Annotated in this window: 20 protein-coding genes; 9 read left to right on the top strand and 11 right to left on the bottom strand. The window is 67.5% G+C overall.

Annotated features, from left to right (window positions below):
- Nucleotides 1-10 precede the first annotated feature (10 nt).
- From ABIB58_RS00470 to ABIB58_RS00455, 4 genes are all read right to left on the bottom strand, one after another.
- Nucleotides 11-1,117 carry a Rossmann-fold NAD(P)-binding domain-containing protein gene (locus ABIB58_RS00470; protein WP_354038506.1) on the bottom strand — a complete coding sequence of 369 codons (1,107 nt, stop codon included), beginning with the start codon at nt 1,115-1,117 and terminating at the stop codon, nt 11-13.
- The gene (locus tag ABIB58_RS00465; protein ID WP_354038504.1) at nt 1,054-1,674 is read right to left on the bottom strand and encodes an FAD/NAD(P)-binding protein; all 621 of its coding nucleotides are present in this window, start codon (nt 1,672-1,674) and stop codon (nt 1,054-1,056) included. The genes ABIB58_RS00470 and ABIB58_RS00465 overlap by 64 nt, the downstream gene beginning before the upstream one ends.
- A 121-nt stretch (nt 1,675-1,795) precedes the next feature.
- A complete protein-coding gene (locus ABIB58_RS00460; protein ID WP_045811613.1) occupies nt 1,796-2,497 on the bottom strand; it encodes a P-loop NTPase family protein in 702 nt (233 codons plus the stop codon).
- A gap of 47 nt (nt 2,498-2,544) precedes the next feature.
- Nucleotides 2,545-3,984 carry a GumC family protein gene (locus ABIB58_RS00455; RefSeq protein WP_045811612.1) on the bottom strand — a complete coding sequence of 480 codons (1,440 nt, stop codon included), beginning with the start codon at nt 3,982-3,984 and terminating at the stop codon, nt 2,545-2,547.
- Nucleotides 3,985-4,105: 121 nt separating this feature from the next.
- Between ABIB58_RS00455 and ABIB58_RS00450 the strand changes: the two genes are divergently transcribed.
- Nucleotides 4,106-4,855, top strand: coding sequence for a polysaccharide biosynthesis/export family protein (locus ABIB58_RS00450; RefSeq protein ID WP_039247693.1), 750 nt, complete (start codon nt 4,106-4,108; stop codon nt 4,853-4,855).
- A 9-nt stretch (nt 4,856-4,864) separates the two neighbouring features.
- Here the strand turns inward: ABIB58_RS00450 and ABIB58_RS00445 are convergent, their stop codons facing one another.
- On the bottom strand, nt 4,865-5,170 hold the full coding sequence (locus ABIB58_RS00445) for a hypothetical protein (RefSeq protein ID WP_039247692.1): 306 nt from the start codon (nt 5,168-5,170) through the stop codon (nt 4,865-4,867).
- A gap of 316 nt (nt 5,171-5,486) precedes the next feature.
- Between ABIB58_RS00445 and ABIB58_RS00440 the strand changes: the two genes are divergently transcribed.
- Nucleotides 5,487-6,071 (top strand): RcnB family protein, encoded by a 585-nt coding sequence (locus ABIB58_RS00440; RefSeq protein ID WP_354038501.1) that lies wholly within the window; start codon nt 5,487-5,489, stop codon nt 6,069-6,071.
- A 162-nt stretch (nt 6,072-6,233) separates the two neighbouring features.
- The gene (locus ABIB58_RS00435) at nt 6,234-7,268 is read left to right on the top strand and encodes an RcnB family protein (RefSeq protein ID WP_231576684.1); all 1,035 of its coding nucleotides are present in this window, start codon (nt 6,234-6,236) and stop codon (nt 7,266-7,268) included.
- A 121-nt stretch (nt 7,269-7,389) separates the two neighbouring features.
- On the opposite strand, the gene gatB is transcribed toward ABIB58_RS00435, so the two are convergent.
- The 4 genes from gatB to ABIB58_RS00415 all read right to left on the bottom strand — a co-directional run bounded on the left by gatB (nt 7,390) and on the right by ABIB58_RS00415 (nt 11,295).
- Nucleotides 7,390-8,883, bottom strand: a complete 1,494-nt coding sequence (gene gatB / locus ABIB58_RS00430) for an Asp-tRNA(Asn)/Glu-tRNA(Gln) amidotransferase subunit GatB (RefSeq protein WP_045811610.1) — start codon at nt 8,881-8,883, stop codon at nt 7,390-7,392.
- Between the two features lie 2 nt (nt 8,884-8,885).
- Nucleotides 8,886-10,364, bottom strand: coding sequence for an Asp-tRNA(Asn)/Glu-tRNA(Gln) amidotransferase subunit GatA (gatA, locus tag ABIB58_RS00425; protein ID WP_045811609.1), 1,479 nt, complete (start codon nt 10,362-10,364; stop codon nt 8,886-8,888).
- Between the two features lie 2 nt (nt 10,365-10,366).
- A complete protein-coding gene (gene gatC / locus ABIB58_RS00420) occupies nt 10,367-10,654 on the bottom strand; it encodes an Asp-tRNA(Asn)/Glu-tRNA(Gln) amidotransferase subunit GatC (RefSeq protein ID WP_039247681.1) in 288 nt (95 codons plus the stop codon).
- Between the two features lie 95 nt (nt 10,655-10,749).
- Nucleotides 10,750-11,295 carry a hypothetical protein gene (locus ABIB58_RS00415; protein WP_156146832.1) on the bottom strand — a complete coding sequence of 182 codons (546 nt, stop codon included), beginning with the start codon at nt 11,293-11,295 and terminating at the stop codon, nt 10,750-10,752.
- A gap of 73 nt (nt 11,296-11,368) precedes the next feature.
- Here ABIB58_RS00415 and ruvX point away from each other — a divergent pair, with 73 nt between their 5' ends.
- Genes ruvX through pyrC form a run of 4 tightly spaced genes read left to right on the top strand, consistent with a single transcriptional unit; the run spans nt 11,369 to nt 15,062 of the window.
- Nucleotides 11,369-11,848 carry a Holliday junction resolvase RuvX gene (ruvX, locus tag ABIB58_RS00410; protein ID WP_354038496.1) on the top strand — a complete coding sequence of 160 codons (480 nt, stop codon included), beginning with the start codon at nt 11,369-11,371 and terminating at the stop codon, nt 11,846-11,848.
- Entirely contained in the window at nt 11,845-12,768 is a 924-nt protein-coding gene (locus ABIB58_RS00405) for an AEC family transporter (RefSeq protein ID WP_354038494.1), read from the top strand. Before ruvX ends, ABIB58_RS00405 begins: the two co-directional genes overlap by 4 nt.
- Nucleotides 12,769-12,807: 39 nt before the next feature.
- Nucleotides 12,808-13,791: an aspartate carbamoyltransferase catalytic subunit gene (locus ABIB58_RS00400; protein WP_354038492.1), complete on the top strand. Its 984-nt coding sequence runs from the start codon at nt 12,808-12,810 to the stop codon at nt 13,789-13,791.
- The gene (gene pyrC / locus ABIB58_RS00395) at nt 13,788-15,062 is read left to right on the top strand and encodes a dihydroorotase (protein ID WP_354038490.1); all 1,275 of its coding nucleotides are present in this window, start codon (nt 13,788-13,790) and stop codon (nt 15,060-15,062) included. Before ABIB58_RS00400 ends, pyrC begins: the two co-directional genes overlap by 4 nt.
- Nucleotides 15,063-15,070: 8 nt before the next feature.
- Here pyrC and ABIB58_RS00390 read toward each other — a convergent pair whose 3' ends face one another.
- Nucleotides 15,071-16,003 (bottom strand): glycerophosphodiester phosphodiesterase family protein, encoded by a 933-nt coding sequence (locus ABIB58_RS00390; RefSeq protein WP_045811603.1) that lies wholly within the window; start codon nt 16,001-16,003, stop codon nt 15,071-15,073.
- 128 nt (nt 16,004-16,131) lie between these two features.
- Here ABIB58_RS00390 and plsY point away from each other — a divergent pair, with 128 nt between their 5' ends.
- Together plsY and dprA are read left to right on the top strand one after the other, a co-directional pair.
- Nucleotides 16,132-16,770 carry a glycerol-3-phosphate 1-O-acyltransferase PlsY gene (plsY, locus tag ABIB58_RS00385; protein WP_045811602.1) on the top strand — a complete coding sequence of 213 codons (639 nt, stop codon included), beginning with the start codon at nt 16,132-16,134 and terminating at the stop codon, nt 16,768-16,770.
- Complete coding sequence (gene dprA, locus ABIB58_RS00380; RefSeq protein ID WP_045811601.1) at nt 16,767-17,840, top strand: DNA-processing protein DprA; 1,074 nt, start codon at nt 16,767-16,769, stop codon at nt 17,838-17,840. Before plsY ends, dprA begins: the two co-directional genes overlap by 4 nt.
- Here the strand turns inward: dprA and ABIB58_RS00375 are convergent.
- A complete protein-coding gene (locus tag ABIB58_RS00375; protein WP_156146831.1) occupies nt 17,837-18,019 on the bottom strand; it encodes a hypothetical protein in 183 nt (60 codons plus the stop codon). The two genes, dprA and ABIB58_RS00375, sit on opposite strands and share 4 nt — an antisense overlap.
- Nucleotides 18,020-18,030: the final 11 nt, after the last annotated feature.

The following is an 18,030-nucleotide window of genomic DNA, read 5'->3' as shown; positions in this document are numbered from 1 at the left end:
CGTCCTCGCGTCAGGCCGCCGTATCGGCGTGATCGACCGCAGGCTTTGCGGTATTCAGGATCAACGCCAGTCGCCGACCGACGATCCCGCCCATTTCGTGCGAACTGGTGATCCCTTGCGCGAAGGGATGCCGCCCCATGATGAACGGCAGGCTGAGACAGAACAGCCGATCCGTCGGCAGGGGCGCATCGACCGGCCGGAACAGGTCATCGACAGCAATCCCCCGGACCACGTCGGGCGCATCGTTGGCGACCTGATCTCGAACGATCCCCTGCTCCAGCAGCGACAAGAACGGAAACTGGATGCCGCTCAGGGCCGCCTGACCCGTCGCCTCGATGAAGATCGGATAGTGGCGGGTCGTATCGCCGATGGTCACGCGCCCGCCGCCTTCGGGACAGCGCGTATCGACGTCGTAGTCGTCGCCCAAGGCGATGACGTCCAGCCGCCCGGCGGCGTGCAGCGCCAGCATCCGCTCGATCGATTCGTGCGGCACGCCGGCGTAGATATCGACGAAGATCGGCTTGAAGGCGCGGCTGAACCGCTCGAACTCGGCGCTGTCCAGATGCGGCACGATGACGGCGACGATCTCGTGCATGCGCAGGATGCCGTCGCGCCAGGCCACCGTCACCTGTGCGGCATGGTTCGCCTGCGCCTCCTTCAGGTTTGCGGCGGCCCAGACGAACGGCTCGACCGCCGCGCGCCGCGCGAAATAGGCCTCGGCGAAGGTTTCCAGCGTCGCCTCATGCAATCCGGTCTCGGCGGCATAGCCGGGATCCAGATGAATCAGCTCGGTTCGAAACAGGTCGAACACGGCGTCCAGCAGCCCGTCAGGACCGCGCGCCACAGCCGCAGCGACGGCCTCGGGCGTGCAATAGGTCAGCGGCCCATGCGGCAGCGGAAAATAGAAGTCCGCCTCGGGCAACAGCCCCTTTCGCGACATCATGTCGATGTGAAAATCTTCGGTATCCGGCGCCGGCTGATAGATCAGCCGATCATCCTGCCGAACGAAGTCCCCGTGCGACGTGGCCAAGGCGACGGCCGCATCGATGGCCGTCAACGACGACCCCCGAATGCCGATGCGTGTCGCCGGAACATCCGCGAGGTCGGATGAGGCCATGGGCTGAGGAAATATCCGGGCTGCGCGTCCGGCCGCGACGGCCACTGGTGACCCGTCGCCAGAACCACATGGTCGAACACAGCCCTGGCGATCTTCCGCGACGGCGGCGATGTGAAGGTCAGTTCGATCCCATCCCTGCGGTTCGCCGCATCGATGACCCGGCATCCCGTCCGCACATTGATATCGACGCCCTTGGCGCGAGCCTGCTGAACCAAGGTGGCGAACTGACTTTCGAAATACCGCCCCAGGGCAACACGTGGAACGAACGTGCGCTCATCGAGCGACGCCCCATCCACGTCCAGCTCTGCCAGTTCGGCGGGCGTTCGTGCCGACAGCCAGTCGGCCAGCGTCTCCTGCAACGGCGGGATCTCTATGCTGGCGATGTTGGACAGCATCGCCGGGTCGTTCCAGTCCGGGCTGTAGGGGCTGCCGCAGCCAGCCGTCTCGCGCGCCTCGAACACCGTGACCCGCGCCGAGACGACGCCTTGGGACAGAAGGGCATGAAGGGCGTAAAGCGTCGTCGGCCCCGCGCCGACGAATGCGACGGACTTTGTCATGGCCACACAATGCGCGACGCACGCAAAGGCGCCGCATCCGCGCTCGATTTCGACGCAACCGCTTCATTTTCTTGCCGAATGTGCGAAATCGGACGCCGAAAACGTCGCCTCAGAAGCGGCTTCAGCCCATCAATCGCTGCAGGAACCCCGGCGCCTTGTAGGTCGAGCGGTTCATGACCACGCCGGCGATCTTGCCGCCGACGGCTTCGATCTCGTCGCGCAGGATGACCGGCGCATGGGCCGCGGTGCTTTCGGCGGCGATCACCAGAACCGTCATGTCCACAAAAGGCGCCAGGATGATCGCCATGTCGTTGCGGTCGGCGGCGGGCGCGTCGATGACGATGGTGTCGGCGTGGGGCCGCAGAGCCTCCCAGTAGCGGGGCTCGCCGACGGCCTCGACCCGGTGCCCGGACCGCAGCGCTTCCATGTGGAAATGCGTGACCCAGAGCCGTCCGCCCAGGCAGGACCGCGCCGTCAGCAGCCGCGAATCCGGCACCGGCTTGCCGTCGCGACCGGTCACGCGCGGCGTCACGGCGTAGAAGCTTGAGCCGTCGGGCGAGCCTTGCGCGGCCTTGCCGACCTGGCCGAAACGATCCGGTTCAGCCGACACCGTCTCCAGCTGCCCCTGTTGCGCCAGATCGCCGTCGATCAGCCAGACGGGCTTGCGTGCCCGCACCGCCGCCAGCCGCGCGAACTCGCGAGCCACGGTCGAGACACCCTCGCCGGTGACGGCGGAGGCGAACTGGATCACGCGCGCGCGGTGCGCCGGCGCCGGTCCCAGCGTCGCCCAAAGGCCCGCCATTTCTGAAGTCAGATCGACCATCGAATCGCCAAGGCGCTCCCTAAGCCCTCAGCCTAGCACGAGTTTCGCTAGGCCGCCTTGGCCGGCGCGACGGCGAGAACCGGCATGTCCAGCGTGCGGCTGACCGAGGCCGGGGTCGTGAAGCCGCGGCGCGTGAACACCCGCAACAGGCCGACGCACAGGGCGGTGAAACCCGCGAACAGGAAGACCGCCGCCAGTAGCGGGATCTTCAGGCTCTTGCCCGTCGCCGGCGGCTGGGCGCGCTCGATGACGGTGACGTTGTCGGCGCCGGCGGCGACCAGGGCGTTGTCGGCGCGGCTTTGGGTTTCGCGTTGCTGAAACTCCCGGATAGAGGCGCTCAGCACTTCGCGATTGCCGGCCAGGGTCGTGTTCTCGGATTCCAGCGCCGTCAACCGCGCCTGCCGCGAACGGATGTCGGCCAGCTGCCGGTCCAGCACCGCCAGACGCGCCGCCAGCGAGTCGCGCTCGGCCCGGGTGTTGATCCGCGTGGTTTCCAGCTCGGTCCAGACGGGGTTCGGTCCGGTGCGGACCTCCTTAGCTCCGACGGCTGTGCCGGTCGCAACATAGGCTTGCAGTTGGTTGATCCGCGCCTCGATGTCCTTCACCGGCTGGGCGTCGGGCTGATAGCGCGACAACAGTTGCTCGCGCTCGGTGCGCAGTTGCAGCACCTGATCCTGGGCCGAAATGTTCAGATCCTGCTGCAGCGCCACCTCCGCCGGGGTTGCCGCCTGCTGCGCGATCAGGGTGTTCAGACGCTGCGCGGTCTGGTTCAGCTGGCTCTGTGTCGACATCCGGTCGGTGAAGACCGTCTGATAGGTCGCCGCCAACGTCGCCTTGGCCGCAGTAAAGTCGCCGATGTCGTTGGACGCAAGGAAGGCCTCGTAAGCGCGGTCCGCATTGCCGAGTTCATCCTCGAAGGCGATGCGCTGGCTGGCGATGGCCGGCGTCTTGTCCTGGAAAACTTCGCGGCGATAGATCAGATATTGCTCGATGATGGTGTTCAGGACCCGGGCCGCGCGTTCGGGATCGTCGGCCTTGTAGGTCAGATGGATGACCGCGCTGCCCGGCGCCGTGGCGACGCCCAGGCCGCCGCCGACGGCCTTCAGCGCAGCGGACCGCGCGGCTTGCTGACTGCCCTTGGGCGGCTCTCCCAGGATGGCGGCCGGCCCGAGAACATCGACCACCTTCTGGCGCACGGCGCTGGAGCCCAGGATGGCGGCTTCGGAATTGGCGACCTCGTCGCCCTGCGGCGCCTGGCCCCGCTCGGCCGTGCCGACGCGCGGTTGATAGACGTATTCCTGACCCACGCCTGCGAACACCGAGCCGGTGGCGGTGTAGCTCTTCTTCAGCGTCATGGCGGCGGCGAACCCCAGCCCCAGGATCACCACGAAGACGACGATCATCAGCAGCAGTTCGCGGAACAACAGGCCGATCACGTCCAGAGCGCCGTAGCGCGGCCTTGTGGTGACGTGGGCGGTGGAGCGCATCGGGCGGGCCGAATCCCTTGAAAGGCGTGTGGTCCTCACCCTTCGCCCACCGGCGTTAACCGATGATTACCCATAACCGGCGAGGTTGCCCGATATCCCTCGTCGAGGCCGACCGATTCCCATGCTGACCGATCGCCGCCTGTTTCTGCTGACCCTAGGTTCAGCCTCCATCGCCGCGTCGCTGGCGGCCTGCGGCGGCGCCGGCGGCGCTGGCGATCCCCGGCGCGTCGATCGGTCGCCCTACGACGCGCTCTCCGGGGTGTCCTTCGCTCCGTGGACGGACCAGGAGCCGGAATATCTGCTGTATCCCGGCGACGAGATCGAGGTGGCGACGCCTACCGCCTCGGAATTGACACGCACGCTCAAGGTCGGTCCCGACGGTCGCATCGTCCTGCCCCTGATCGGATCGGTCATGGCGGCGGATCGCACCCTGCCGCAGCTTCAGCAGGTCGTCTCTGCGGCCTATGCGACCCAGTTGGTGCGCCCTGTTGTCGAGGTCACCTTGCGCCAGGCCGGGCCGATCCGCGTCTGGGTCGACGGCGAAGTGCGCAACCCGGGCGTCTTCGAAATGATCGGCGATCTGGACGCCTATCAGGCGGTGATCCAAGCCGGCGGGTTTGCCCCGACTTCGCGTCAGGACAGCGTGGCCCTGATCCGTCGCGGTCCCGGCGGATCACGCATGATGCGGGTGGTGGACCTGCGTCCGCGTCGCGGCGAGGTCGTGCCCTTGCGGCGTGGCGACATCGTCTTCGTGCCGCGTTCGACGCTGGGCGAACTGGCGGCCTTCTTCACCCAGGTGCGCGCCGCCCTGCCGATCGGCTTCAGCTATTCGATCAACGGATCGAACGGCAACGGCTACGCCCAGTTCTGAGCCAGCCGCTTAGGCGACCAGCTGAACCACGCCCTGATCGATGTAGCGCCGCGCGGCCTTCTGGGCTTCCGCGATCTCCTCGCGTTCCATCTCCAGGCTCATCTCGCGGCGATAGACGCGCGCCTCGATCGAACCCTTCATGGCCGCCAGGTTGAAGATCATGTGGGCCGACACCCGGTCCATCGGACAACCGCCCGATCCAGCCGAATACATCATGCCCAGTTTGAAAAGGTCGTCGCCGGACATGTCCGGGGTCGGCAGGGGCAGTCCGTCGTCGTGGGCCTGCAGGTCGTGCGCCATTTCTTGCGCGTTCATCACCGTATCTCCTCAACGGGCGCCCTTCTGGACCCGCCTCTGAGACGCCATCAAATACCGGTGGTTTGAAGTTAAAGTTAACGACGAAAGGCCTCGAACGGACTTTTGAGTAAAGCGGAAATGAATACTTCCGACGCGATTCAGATCTCGGAAATCTCTGATAAATCTCTCGTTGACGCCTCGTCGGCGCGGTCCACGCGCGCTCCGCAAACCTGCCGGGATCGTTCAGCCGGCATTCAGACGCGAAACACGACCTTGCTCATCATTAACGGGTCGGATCGGCACATCCGTCGGCGGCCCAGAATGGAGCACGAAGATGAACCGCCTCACCAAGGCCGCCGTCGTCGCCCTCGCCCTGTCGACCACGGCCGTGCCGATGCTCGTCCAGGCCCAGGACCGCGACCGCCGCGAGTATCGTCAGGATCGCCGTGACGACCGCCGCGACTTCCGCCAGGAATGTCGGGAAGATCGCCGCGACTGGCGCGACGGTCGCTACGACAGCCGTCAGGACTATCGCCGGGACCGCCGCGACGACCGTCGTGACTATCGCGACGAACGCCGGGACGACCGTCGCGATTGGCGCAACGACCGCTGGGACCGCAACAACAGCAACTGGTGGCGCGGCCGCTCGGACTTCCGTGGCTACAACGGTCCGCGCGCAGGCTACTGGTACGCGCCAAGCTATGGCTACTATCGGGTCGAGCCGCGCTACAGCAACTATCGCTGGCGCACCGGCGGTTATCTGCCCTACCAGTATCGCAACTACTATGTCCGAGACCCCTATGTTTACGGTCTTCGCGAAGCGCCGCGCGGTTATCGCTACGTCCACGCCGGCAACGACATCCTGTTGATCGCCGTGGCCAGCGGCCTGATCGCCAGCGTCCTGTCGGGCGTCTATTAAGCCTCGTCATAACCGGACGATCGAACCCCGCAGGTCTTGCCTGCGGGGTTCTGCTTTTTCGGACAGCCCCTTGATTGCGAACAGTGTTCAGCCTGGGTTCATCGCCACGGATCGATGATCGTCTCAAGCCGCCGGAGACCCGGCGTGCAGGAACCAAAGACCATGAAACGCCTCCTGATGGCTTTCACCGCCATCGCCGCCGTCGCAGGCCCGCTTGCAGTCCCGATGCAGGCCCTCGCCCAGGAACAGGACCAGGCTCAGCAGGAACGCCCGCAGCGCGAAGGTCGCGCCCGCGGCATGAACCGGCCCGAGCGTCCGCAGATGGGTCGTGAGGACGGACCGCCTGAGCCTCGCCCCGAACGTCCCAGCCGCCCCGCAAACGATACGCCCCGTCCCGAGCGCCCGTCGGGTGGCGAACGTCCGAATGCGGGCGGCCAGCGTCCGGATCGTCCCGAAGGCGGTTGGAACCGGCCCGATCGTCCGAACATTGGCGGCCAACGTCCGGACCGGCCCGAAGGCGGCTGGAACCGGCCCGATCGCCCCAACGCCGCCGGCCAGCGTCCCGACCGGCCAGAAGGCGGCTGGAACCGTCCCGATCGTCCGAACACCGGCGGCCAACGCCCAGACCGGCCCGAAGGCGGCTGGAACCGACCCGATCGCCCGAACACCGGCGGCCAACGTCCAGACCGACCCGAAGGCGGCTGGAACCGACCCGATCGGCCCGACCGCCCAAATGCAGGCGGTCAACGCCCCGACCGTCCCGGAAACAGCTGGAACCGTCCCGACCGTCCGGGCTCGGGCTGGAACAACGGTCGTGACCGCGACCGTCAGCACCGCGAGTTCCGCCAGCGTTTCAACGGCGATCAATGGCGGCGCGACTTCTATCGCGGCCACCGCTCGGACTGGTGGCGCAACGATCGGCGCTTCAGGGGTTACAACGGCGTGCGCGTCGGCTTCTACTTCGCGCCCGGCTGGGGCTATTACAGCGTGCCGCGGTCCTACTGGGGTCGGTCGTGGTCGGTCGGCCAGTATCTGCCGGACGTCTTCTGGCGCTACCAAATAAACGACTGGCGCACCTACGGCCTGGGCTATCCGCCCGAGGGCACGCGCTGGGTCTCCGTCGACAACACCCTGTATCTGATCGACGAATACGACGGCTATATTATCGACGTCATCCGCGACGCCTGGCGCTGGTGAGAACAAAGGCCCGGAGAGCAATCTCCGGGCCTTTATCGTGCAGTTTGTCGCTCAACCAGCGAGCGACCGCGTCGCGAGCGTTAGCGACAAGCCGGGGTTTGTGGGCCGCAGCCCCCAAGCATCAGAGCCCCAGCTTGGTCTTCAGGATGTCGTTGACCGCCGCCGGGTTGGCCTTGCCGCCCGTGGCCTTCATGACCTGACCGACGAACCAGCCGATGGCCTGGGGCTTTTCAGCCACCGCCGCCGCCTTGTCCGGATTGGCGGCGATGATCTCGTCCACGGCCTTTTCGATGGCGCCGGTGTCCGTGACCTGTTTCAGCCCGTGTTTCTCGACCACCTCGGCCGGCGAGCCTTCGCCGTTCCAGACGTGATCGAAGACCTCCTTGGCGATTTTGGAAGAGATGACGTTCGTCTCGATCAACTCGACCAGCTGCGCGACGTGCGCCGCCGGCAGCGGATTCTCGCTGAAGTCCTTGCCCTCGGCCGCCAGGCGCGCCGAAACCTCGTTGGTGACCCAGTTCGACACCAGCTTGGCGTCCCGACCCTTGGCGGCGGCTTCGAAATAGTCGGCCTTGGCCTGTTCAGAGATCAGCACGATGGCGTCGTATTGCGACAGGCCATAGTCCGCCATCAGACGCTTGCGCTTGTCGTCCGGCAGCTCGGGCAGCGACGCCTTGATCTCGGCGATCCACGCCTCTTCCAGATCCAGCGGCAGCAGATCGGGATCGGGGAAGTAGCGATAGTCTTGCGCCTCCTCCTTGGACCGCATCGAGCGCGTTTCGCCGGCCGTCGGGTCGTACAGGCGCGTCTCCTGGGTGATCGAACCGCCGTCCTCCAGAATTTCAATCTGGCGGCGCGCCTCATACTGGATCGCCTGAGAAATGAAGCGGAAGCTGTTGACGTTCTTGATCTCGCAGCGCGTCCCCAGATAGCTGAAGTCGCCCGTCTCCTTGAACTTGTCGTAGTTGCCGGCCCGGCAGACCGACACGTTCACGTCGGCCCGCAGGTTGCCCTTCTCCATGTCGCCGTCGCAGGTGCCCAGATAGATCAGGATGGTCCGAATCTTTTTCACATAGGCCACCGCCTCATCCGGCGTGCGCAGGTCGGGCCGCGACACGATCTCCATCAGCGCCGTGCCGGCCCGGTTCAGATCGACGTAGCTTTCGGTCGGCGACAGGTCGTGGATCAGCTTGCCCGCATCCTGCTCCAGGTGCAGCCGCTCGATGCCGACGTTGAAGAAGCTGCCGTCCTCGGCCTCCACCTCGACCACGCCTTCCCCCACGATGGGGTAATAGAGCTGACTGATCTGATAGCCGGTCGGCAGGTCGGGATAGAAGTAGTTCTTGCGGTCGAACTGGCTGCGGCGGTTGATCTGCGCGCGCAGGCCCAGGCCCGTCTTCACCGCCTGCTCGACGCAGTGTTTGTTCAGCGTCGGCAGCATGCCGGGAAAGCCCGCATCGACCAGCGACACCTGCTCGTTCGGCCCCGCGCCGAAGCCGACGGCGGCGCCGGAGAACAGCTTGGCCTTCGACGCCACTTGGGCGTGGATTTCCAGGCCCATGACGATTTCCCAATCGCCGGTGCGGCCTTTGATGGTCTTGGTATTGTCGCTCATGCTCACCACCACTTGCCCGGCTTGGCCGTGAAGCCCGCCGCCCGTTCCAGCGCCGCGCCGACCTGGAAGACCGTCGCCTCGTCCAGCGCCTTGCCGATGACCTGAAGCCCCAGCGGCAGGCCGCCGGCGTCCACGCCCGCCGGCACCGAAATGCCCGGCAGGCCGGCCAGATTGGTCGTCACCGTGAAGACGTCGTTCAGATACATGGTCAGCGGGTCGATCTGCTTGTCGCCCAGCGCGAAGGCGGCCGACGGCGTCGACGGCGTCAGGATGGCGTCCACCTGGCCCCAGACGTTGTCGAAGTCCTCGGCGATGCGACGCCGCACCTTCAGCGCCTTGACGTAGTAGGCGTCATAGAAGCCGGCCGACAGCACATAGGCGCCGATGGTCAGGCGACGCTGGACCTCCTTGCCGAAGCCTTCGGCGCGCGAGGTCGCATACAGATCGTCCAGCGACTTGAAGTCCTCCGCCCGATGCCCGAACCGCATGCCGTCGTAGCGGGCCAGGTTCGAAGACGCTTCGGCAGGGGCCACGATATAGTAGGTCGGCAGGGCGTATTTGGTGTGCGGCAGGCTGATCTCGACGATCTCGCAGCCGGCGTCCTTCAGCCAGGCCACGCCCTGATCCCACAGGGCCTGGATCTCGGCCGGCATCCCGTCCACGACATATTCGCGCGGCACGCCGATGCGCAGGCCCTTGACCGATTGGCCGACCGACTGGGTCCAGTCGGGCGTGGCGATGTCCAGGCTGGTCGAATCCTTGGCGTCGAACGAGCACATGGATTGGAGCAGCAGGGCCGCGTCCTCGACCGTCTTGGTGATCGGCCCGGCCTGGTCCAGCGACGAGGCGAAGGCCACCATGCCGAAGCGGCTGGCGCGGCCATAGGTGGGCTTGATCCCGACCGTGCCGGTGAAGGCGGCGGGCTGGCGGATCGAACCGCCGGTGTCCGATGCGGTGGCGGCCAGGCACAGGTCGGCCGCCACGGCCGAGGCCGAACCGCCCGACGAACCGCCCGGTGTCAGCTCGGCGTTCGAGCCGGTCGATTTCCACGGGTTCTTGACCGGACCGAAGGCCGAGGTCTCGTTGGACGAGCCCATGGCGAACTCGTCCATGTTCAGCTTGCCCAGCATGACCGCCCCGTCGCGCCACAGATTGGCGGTGACGGTCGATTCATAGGGGGGCGTGAAGCCGCGCAGCATGTTGGAGCCGGCCGTCGTCTGCACGCCCTCGGTGCAGAACAGGTCCTTGATCCCCAGCGGCGCGCCTTCCAGCGCCCCGCCCTGGCCGGAGGCGATGCGGGCGTCGGACGCGCGCGCCATGTCCATGGCCTTGTCCGCCGTCACCTCGACATAGGCGTTCAGGGTCGGATTGGCGGCTTCGATCGTAGTCAGGAAGGCCTGGGTGATTTCCGCCGATGTGAAGTCCTTGGCCTTCAGCCCGTCGACGGCGCCCTTCAGGGTCAATTTGGTCAGGTCGCTCATGACTATTCGACCACCTTGGGCACGACGAAGAAGCCGTCCGCCGACTTGGGCGCATTCGACAGGACCGCATCGACCTTGGCGCCGTCGGTGACGACGTCGTCGCGCAGGCGCAGCGGCTGGGCGACGTTCGAGGTCATCGGCTCCACGCCTTCGACATCCACCTGATCCAACTGCTCGATCCAGGCCAGGATGCCGTTCAGCTCCTGCGCCAGCGGCTCCAGCCGGTCCTCGGGGGTCTTGATGCGGGCGAGATGCGCAACCTTGCGCACCGTCGCAGCGTCGATGGCCATGCGGCCCTCCAACACACAAAATGAAAACGAAGCGGTCGGATTAGCCGCACGCTTTGGGATTCACAAGGATCAGCCGCCCGTCGTCAGGCGTGATCTCACTGCGACGTGCTGACGGACACCGCGTCCGGCGGCGTCTCGCCGTTTGAGGGGAAGTCGATCTGAACCGTGCGCTCCACCTTCAGGATGTCGCCGTTTGGCCCCGCCGTGTCCTGACGCACCGCCAGGACCACGCGCCCGGCCTTCGCCTCGACGACCTTCCATTCGGCGTAGTCGCCCAAAGGATAGGCGCGCCAGCCCTCGGCTGAACCGCCGAACAGGGCGAAATAGGTCACCAGACCGTTCACCGCCGGATCGCCGCCCGACAGGCTGAAGACCTTGGCGCTCTGATCCGGCAGGGCCTGCAACTGCGACACGTCGGCCGCCGTGCCGATCTCTTCGCGTGCAGCAGCCGCGCGCCGTTCGGCAGGCCCGACCGGCTTGGTGGTCGGTGACGGGGCCGCGCGCGTGATCGGGCTCGGCGTCGGCGCGGCTGCCGCGATCTGAGTATCCTGTGCGGTCTTGGTCTTGGCCGGCGCGTCGGACTGTCCGCAACCGCTCAGCACAAGCCCGAGAGCCGTCATCGCTGCTGTCGCTATGCGCATGTCATCATCCTTCCTGTCCATCATCGTCACCATCGCCTTTGACTTCGGTGCGCGCCAGTCCTAACCGCAGGCCGTGCCCGTCCTCGACCTCCTCGACCTGCCCGCCGCCTGCCCGCCCAACACGCCGTGGATGGGGCTGGATCTGGGCGAAAAGACCATCGGCGTCGCCGTGTCGGATTCCACCCGCCTGATCGCCTCGCCGCTGGAGCTGATCCGCAAGTCCAAGTTCACGCAGGAAGCCGAACACCTGTTCAAGCTGATGGCGCATCGCAAGGTTTCGGCCCTGGTCATCGGCCTGCCCGCCAATATGGACGGCACGGAAGGCCCGCGCGCCCAGTCGTGCCGCGCCTTCGCCCGCAATCTGGAGCGGCTGCGGCCCGTCAACATCGCCTTCTGGGACGAGCGGCTGTCCACCAGCGCCGTCGAGCGTTTCCTGATCGAGGATCTGGACCTGAACCGCAAACGCCGCGCCCAGGTCGTGGACCGCACCGCCGCCGCCTGGATCCTGCAAGGGGCGCTGGACCGGGTTCGGGATCAGGCGACCTGGGTTTGACGGCCCTGATCGCCGGCGTCCTGCCGGTCTTTCTAATGATCGCCCTGGGCTACGGCTTGCGAAAGTCCGGCTTCCTGCCCGACGAGGCCTGGCGGCCGATCGAGAAGCTGTCGATCAACATCTTCTATCCCAGCTTCCTGATCCCCGCGATCTGGCACGCCGACCTCGCCGGCGGCGGCGCGACCGTAGCAGGCGCAGCGGCGGTGGGCGCGACCTTGATCGTGGCGGCCGCGACCCTGGCGTCCAAGCCTCTGATCACTTTGGATGGCCCGGCCTACACCAGCGTCTTTCAGGGCGTGATCCGCTGGAACAGCTTCGTCTTCGTGCCGGTGATCCAGTCGGTCTATGGCTCGGAAGGCACGGCGCTGGCCGCGGTCGCCATCGCCTTCATCATTCCCGTCACCAACATCGCCTGCGTCGCCGTGCTGGCGAAATGGGGTTCGCTGCGGCGCGAGCCTTCCGTTGTCGGCCTGATCAAGTCGATGCTGGCCAATCCGATCCTGCTGGCCTGTCTGATCGGCCTGGCGCTGAACCTGCTACGCGTGCCGCTGATCCCGGGCCTGTCGGAGGCGATGGACCTGCTGGGCGCCGCCGCCCTGCCGTTGGGCCTGATCGTCGCCGGGGCGGGTCTGTCCTTCGCCGAGGTCAAACGCCGCCGCACCACCATCGCCGCTGTCAGCCTGGTCAAACTCGGGGTCATGCCGCCGCTGATGTGGTTCATCGCCTGGGCTTTGGGCGGCGACAGCCTGGCGCAGGGCATCGCCCTGATCTGCGGCGCCGCGCCCGGCTCGGCCGCCTCCTACATCCTGGCGCGTCAGATGGGCGGCGATGCGCCGCTGATCGCCGGCGTCATCGCCCTGACCACGGTGGGCAGCGCCGTGGTCATTCCCATCCTGCTGGCCCTGTTCCACTTCACCTGACTGGCGTTCAGGGCGAGTCACGCCTATAGCCGCGTCTCGATGACCCAGCCCGCTCAAGTCACCGATCAGACCATCCGCGACCGGCTGGTTCCGTTCCCCAAACCGCACTTCCTGGCCGCATCGGACCTCGATCCATATGTGACGCCGCAGTTGCTGGATCTCGGCGACGCCTTCGTCGATTTCAATCGTCAGTCGTCCAAGGCCTTGGACCTGCTGCACGGCCGCACGGTCGTGAACCTGTTCTTCGAGAACTCGACCCGCACCTCCTCCTCTTTCGAGATCGCCGCCAAGCGGCTGGGCGCAGACGTCGTCACCATGCCGGTCGCCTCATCCTCGGTGAAGAAGGGCGAGACCTTGATCGACACGGCGGTCACCCTGAACGCCATGAAGCCCGACATCCTGGTCATCCGTCATTCGGCCTCGGGCGCGGCCGAACTGCTGAGCCAGAAGGTCGGCTGCGCCGTAGTCAACGCCGGCGACGGCCGCCACGAACATCCGACCCAGGCCTTGCTGGATTTGCTGTCCATGCGCCGCGCCTTCGGCGATGTGACCAGCCTGACCGTCGCCATCTGCGGCGACATCACCCACAGCCGCGTGGCGCGGTCCAATGTCGCCATGCTGCAGATGATGGGCGCGCGTGTCCGCCTGATCGGCCCGCCGACCCTGGTGCCCGGCGACGCCGATCGCTGGGGCTGTGAGGTCTTCCATGACATGCGCGAGGGTCTGAAGGGCTGCGACGTGGTCATGATGCTGCGGCTTCAACTGGAGCGGATGGCCGGCGCCCTGGTCCCCTCGACCCGCGAATATTTCCGCTTCTGGGGCCTGGATCGCGAGAAGCTGGCCTGGGCCAATCCCGGCGCCCGGGTCATGCACCCCGGGCCCATGAACCGCGGCGTGGAGATCGATTCCGACGTGGCCGACGACCTGAACGTCTCCCTGATCCAGGATCAGGTCGAGATGGGCGTCGCCGCCCGCATGGCCGTGCTGGCCTCCCTCTCCGCTCGTTGGGGAGACGCCCGATGACCACCGTCGCCATCATCAACGCCCGTCTGCTGGACCCCGCGTCCGATTATGACGGCCCCGGCGGCCTGCTGATTCAGGACGGCCGCATCAGCCGCGTGATCCATGGTCCGATGCCGGACCTGGCGGCGGATCAGATCATCGACGCCGACGGTCTGTGCCTCGCGCCCGGCCTGATCGACATCCGGGTCAAGACCGGCGAACCGGGCGCCGAGCCCAAGGAGACGCTGAAGTCCGCCAACCTGGCCGCCGCCGCCGGGGGCGTGACGACCATCGTGGTCCAACCCGACACCGATCCCGCCGTCGACGACCCGGCGATGATCGACTTCATCCAGCGGCGCGGCGCGGCCCTGAACCTGGTCAACGTCCGCGCCGCTGGCGCCGCGACCAAGGCCCTGGACGGTCAGCGCATGGCCGAGATCGGCCTGATGGACGAGGCGGGCGCCCTGTATTTCACCGACGGCGACAAGGTCATCGTCAACAGCCGCACCCTGCAACGGGTGATGAGCTACGCCGCCGCCTTCAACGCCCTGATCGCGTGCCGCCCGGCCGACCCTTGGCTGACGGAAGGCGCCGTGGCCGCCTCCGGCGAACTGGCCACGCGCCTGGGCCTGTCCGGCAGCCCCGCCATCGCCGAGCGGATCGGGCTGGAGCGTGATCTGGCCCTGGTCGAACAGACCGGCGCGCGGTTCCTGGTGGATCAGATTTCGACCGAAGGCGCGCTGGAGACCTTGGCCCGCGCCCGCGCCAAGGGGCTGGAGGTCGCCGTCAGCGTCTCGATCAACCACCTGTGCTTCAATGAGGTGGATATCGGCGATTACCGCACCTTCTACCGGCTGGATCCGCCGCTGCGCTCCGAAGCCGACCGCCAGGCCCTGATCGAAGCCGTGCGGGAGGGCCTGATCGACGTCATCACCTCCGCTCACGCCCCGGCTCCGGCCGAGGACAAGCGCCGCCCCTTCGCCGAGGCAGCGCCGGGCGCGATCGGCCTGGAGACCCTGCTGCCCGCCGCCCTGACCCTGCATCACGAAGACGGTTTGGACCTGCTCGACGTCCTGCGTCCGCTGACCCAGGGCCCCGCCGCCCTGCTCGGCCTCGACGCGGGCGTCCTGGCCGAGGGCGCCCCTGCTGACTTCATCCTGTTCGACGCCGGCGCCCCCGTCATCATCGACGCCGACGCCCTTCACTCCAAGTCCAAGAACTCGCCCTTCGATGGCCGCCGGCTTCAGGGCAAGCTGATCGGAACCTGGGTGGGCGGTCGAAAGGTCTTCTAAGGCTCAGATCAGCGCGGCCGCGCGCACGTCGCGGCCTTGGCCACCTCGGCGCCCAGCACCGACTTGACGGCCAGCGGCGTGTCGGTGGCGATCACCGTGACGCCCTGGCGCACCAGATCGCGATATTCCGAAACGTCCCCGTCGGCGGCGTAGCGATCGTCGCGGCGCACGCCCTCGGCGCCCAAGGTGCCGAACTGAACCTCGACGCCGGCCTCGCGCAGGGCGCGCCACAGCGCCGGACGCTCCTCGCGCGTGCCGGTCCAGGCCAGGATCTGCGCCGGGTTCAGCCCGCTCAGCTTATCCACACCGCTCAGCCCGGCCGAGATCATCATCTCCGGCGCCATGGCCGCCACCGCCCGCGCGTCGGCGTCATTGTAGGTGATCAGGATCACCCGGTTGCCGGCCCGCGACCGGCGCACTTGATCGATCACCGCTCGCGCCAGATCGACCGTGGTTTCGCCGTCCGCGGGTTTCAGGTCGATGCTGGCGATCGCGCCCACGCGTCCGGCGGCGTCCAGCGCCTCGCCCAGCGTCGGCGGCGCAGCGCGCGTCAGGGCGCCGTTCGACGCCTTCAGCCGCGCCTGTTTCACCTGGGCCAGCGTCAGGTCCGCGACCCGCCCGCGTCCCGTGGTCGTCCGGTCCATGGTGTCGTCGTGCATCAGAACCAGCTGCCGGTCCTTGGTCAGGACCGCGTCCAGCTCCAGGATCGCATTGGGGATCGCCCGGCCCGTCGCCTCGATGGCGGCGATGGAGTTCTCGGGCTGGTCCAGAGCCGAAACCGCCCGGTGCGCCGAGATCGCCACGCCGCCGTCCCGCACGCAGTCGAAATAGGCCGCCATCGCCGGCCCCGACGACGGCGCAGACGCCATCGGCGGCGCACCCACGCAACCTGTCGTCGAAAGCAGCAGCAGGGTCGCGGCGGCGGCGGAAATACGGGTCATGGATCGGCTCCGGAAAGACGCGCGGACCAAACGCTGCGCCGATCATCGGGTCAAGAGGTCGGATCGCCCTTGCTCCCGACCGCCCCGCGACGCATTTTGCCGCAACGACACGCGGGGAGCGAATCAACGTGCAGGATCTGGTGGGCCCCGCGATCGGGACCTTGGCGCTGGTGGCGCTGGGCGGCTATCTGCTCGGCTCGATTCCGTTCGGCGTGGTGATCACGCGTGCAGCCGGCGCCGGCGACGTGCGCAACATCGGCTCGGGCAACATCGGCGCGACAAACGTCCTGCGCACCGGCCGCAAGGATCTGGCCCTGGCCACCCTGCTGCTGGACGCCGGCAAGGGCGCGGTCACCCTGCTGATCGCCCGTCATCTGTTCGGCAGCGAACTGGCCGGCGCCATCGCCGGCGGCGCGGCCTTCCTGGGCCACCTCTTTCCTGTTTGGCTGGGCTTCAAGGGCGGCAAGGGCGTCGCCACCTTCTACGGCCTGTTGCTGGCCGCCGCCTGGCCGCTGGGCCTGATGGCGGGGGCGGTCTGGCTGCTCTGCGCCTTCCTGTTCCGCTATTCGTCGCTGGCGGCGCTCATCTCATCGGCGACCGCGCCGCTGCTGGCGCTTCTGCCGCTCGCCGTCGTCGGCCTGCCGGTCAGCCTGCCCATCCTCGCCCTGACCGTCTTCGCCGCCGTCCTGATCTGGGTTCGACATCACCAGAACATCGCCCGACTGTTGAAGGGCGAGGAACCGCGCATCGGGGCCAAGAAGGCGTGAGCCTGGACCCGGCCGAACGCTTCGCCCGGCTGCGGCTCGCCCGCACCGACCGCATCGGCCCCGTCGCCTTCACCCAACTGATCGGCCGCTACGGCTCGGCCCTCGGTGCGCTGGACGCCCTGCCCGCTCTGGTGCGCAAGTTCGGCGCCGCCTCCATTCCGCCCCCCGTCGAGACGGTCGAACGCGAGATCGCCGCCGGCGACGCCATCGGCGCGCGCCTGCTGGTGCTGGGCGATCCCGATTATCCCGAAATGCTGGCCGCAGTCGACCCGCCGCCCCCGATCCTGTGGACGCGCGGTCGCGTCGATCTGCTGAATCAGCCCTCGGTCGCCATCGTCGGCGCCCGCATCGCCTCGGCGGGCGGCCAGCGGATCGCACGCGGTCTGGCGCAGCAACTCGGTCAGGCCGGTCATGTCGTCGTCTCGGGCATGGCGCGCGGCATCGACGCCGCCGCCCACGAAGGCGCCTTGGCGACCGGGACCGTCGCGGTCCTGGGGGGCGGGGTGAACGACATCTATCCGTCTGAACACGCCGACCTCTACGCCCGCCTGACGGAACAAGGCTGCGTCGTCTCCGAAAGCCCGGTCGGCGCTCGCGCCCAGGCACGCGACTTCCCGCGCCGCAACCGCATCATCTCGGGCCTGTCGCGCGGGGTCGTGGTGGTCGAGGCGGAGGTCCGGTCCGGCTCCCTGATCACCGCCCGTCTCGCCGCCGAACAGGGTCGCGATGTCTTCGCCGTGCCCGGATCGCCGCTGGATCCCCGCGCGCGCGGTCCGAACGAACTGCTGCGTCAGGGCGCCATCCTGTGCGAGGGGATCGAGGACATCGACCGCGCCTTCAACACCCTGCGCATCCTGCGCGAGCCGCCTGCCGATCCGATGCGATTCGACGGCGACATCGACGACGCCTTCCTCGACCGCGTCGCCACTCTGCTGTCGCCGACCCCCACGCCGCGCGACGAGATCGCCCGCGCCCTCAACGCTCCGGTGTCCCAGGTCGCCGCCGCCCTGCTGGAGCTCAGCCTGACCGGCCGCGCCGACCTGCTGCCCGGCGGCCTGGCTTCTCTTTAGGCCTGCGGATGACCCGCCACGGCCGCCGCCTGTTCCAGCAAGCCGGCCAGCCGCACGTCGCCCTCGTCCCGCGCCAGCCGCGCCATTTCCAGCGCCATGGCGCCGATGTATTTTCTTACAGCAAAAGGCTTCGTGTCGGCCTCGCCGTGAACGGCTTGGTTAGGTTGCGTCTTACCCAATGTCGCACCTC

The sequence above is a fragment of the Brevundimonas sp. UYEF29 genome, from assembly GCF_040546195.1.
Taxonomy (GTDB): Bacteria; Pseudomonadota; Alphaproteobacteria; order Caulobacterales; family Caulobacteraceae; genus Brevundimonas; species Brevundimonas huaxiensis.
Note: the sequence above shows the minus strand (reverse complement) of the source record. Positions and strands in the feature narration are given on the sequence as shown.